This window comes from Lactobacillus nasalidis (assembly GCF_016587775.1).
In the GTDB taxonomy this organism is placed as follows: domain Bacteria; phylum Bacillota; class Bacilli; order Lactobacillales; family Lactobacillaceae; genus Lactobacillus; species Lactobacillus nasalidis.
In genome coordinates this window covers 1-402 of sequence record NZ_BOCG01000597.1, presented here as the reverse complement: position 1 = coordinate 402, position 402 = coordinate 1, and the positions used below count along the sequence as shown (strand labels likewise).

Genomic DNA, 402 nt, shown 5'->3' with positions numbered 1-402 from the left:
ACCAAATCGCTGGAAACGTCCGTCGGCGTGATCTTCTCTTGAATGCTGAAGCCAGCTGGATCGGCTTCATAGTCAGCGTAGCCGACATAGAGGCTGACCCGGCCGGCCAGCAAATGGTGGGCCCTGATTCTGGCCGCTACCTGGTCGCCGATCTCCTGAATGACGATCTCAATCTGCCGCTGGTCCTCGTAATCCCGGTTTAAGATCTGGGAGTTTCCGTAGCTTTTGCTTTTGGGCCGGTACTTGTGCTTGATGATGCTCCGGTCCACTCCCCAGCTCATGGCAAAAAGCTGGTCGCCAATCACCCCGAACTCCTTCTCCAAAATTGCCGGATCGCAGTGGGCCAGGTCGTACATGTTCTTGATCCCCAGCCGGCGCAGGCGGCTGGCGGTTCTGACATTG

Annotated in this window: 1 protein-coding gene; it reads right to left on the bottom strand. The window is 57.2% G+C overall.

Going from position 1 to position 402, the window contains the following annotated elements; translation table 11 throughout:
• The coding region (locus lacNas_RS11215) for a DinB/UmuC family translesion DNA polymerase (protein WP_444979758.1) at positions 1-402 on the bottom strand (402 nt) is incomplete at both ends.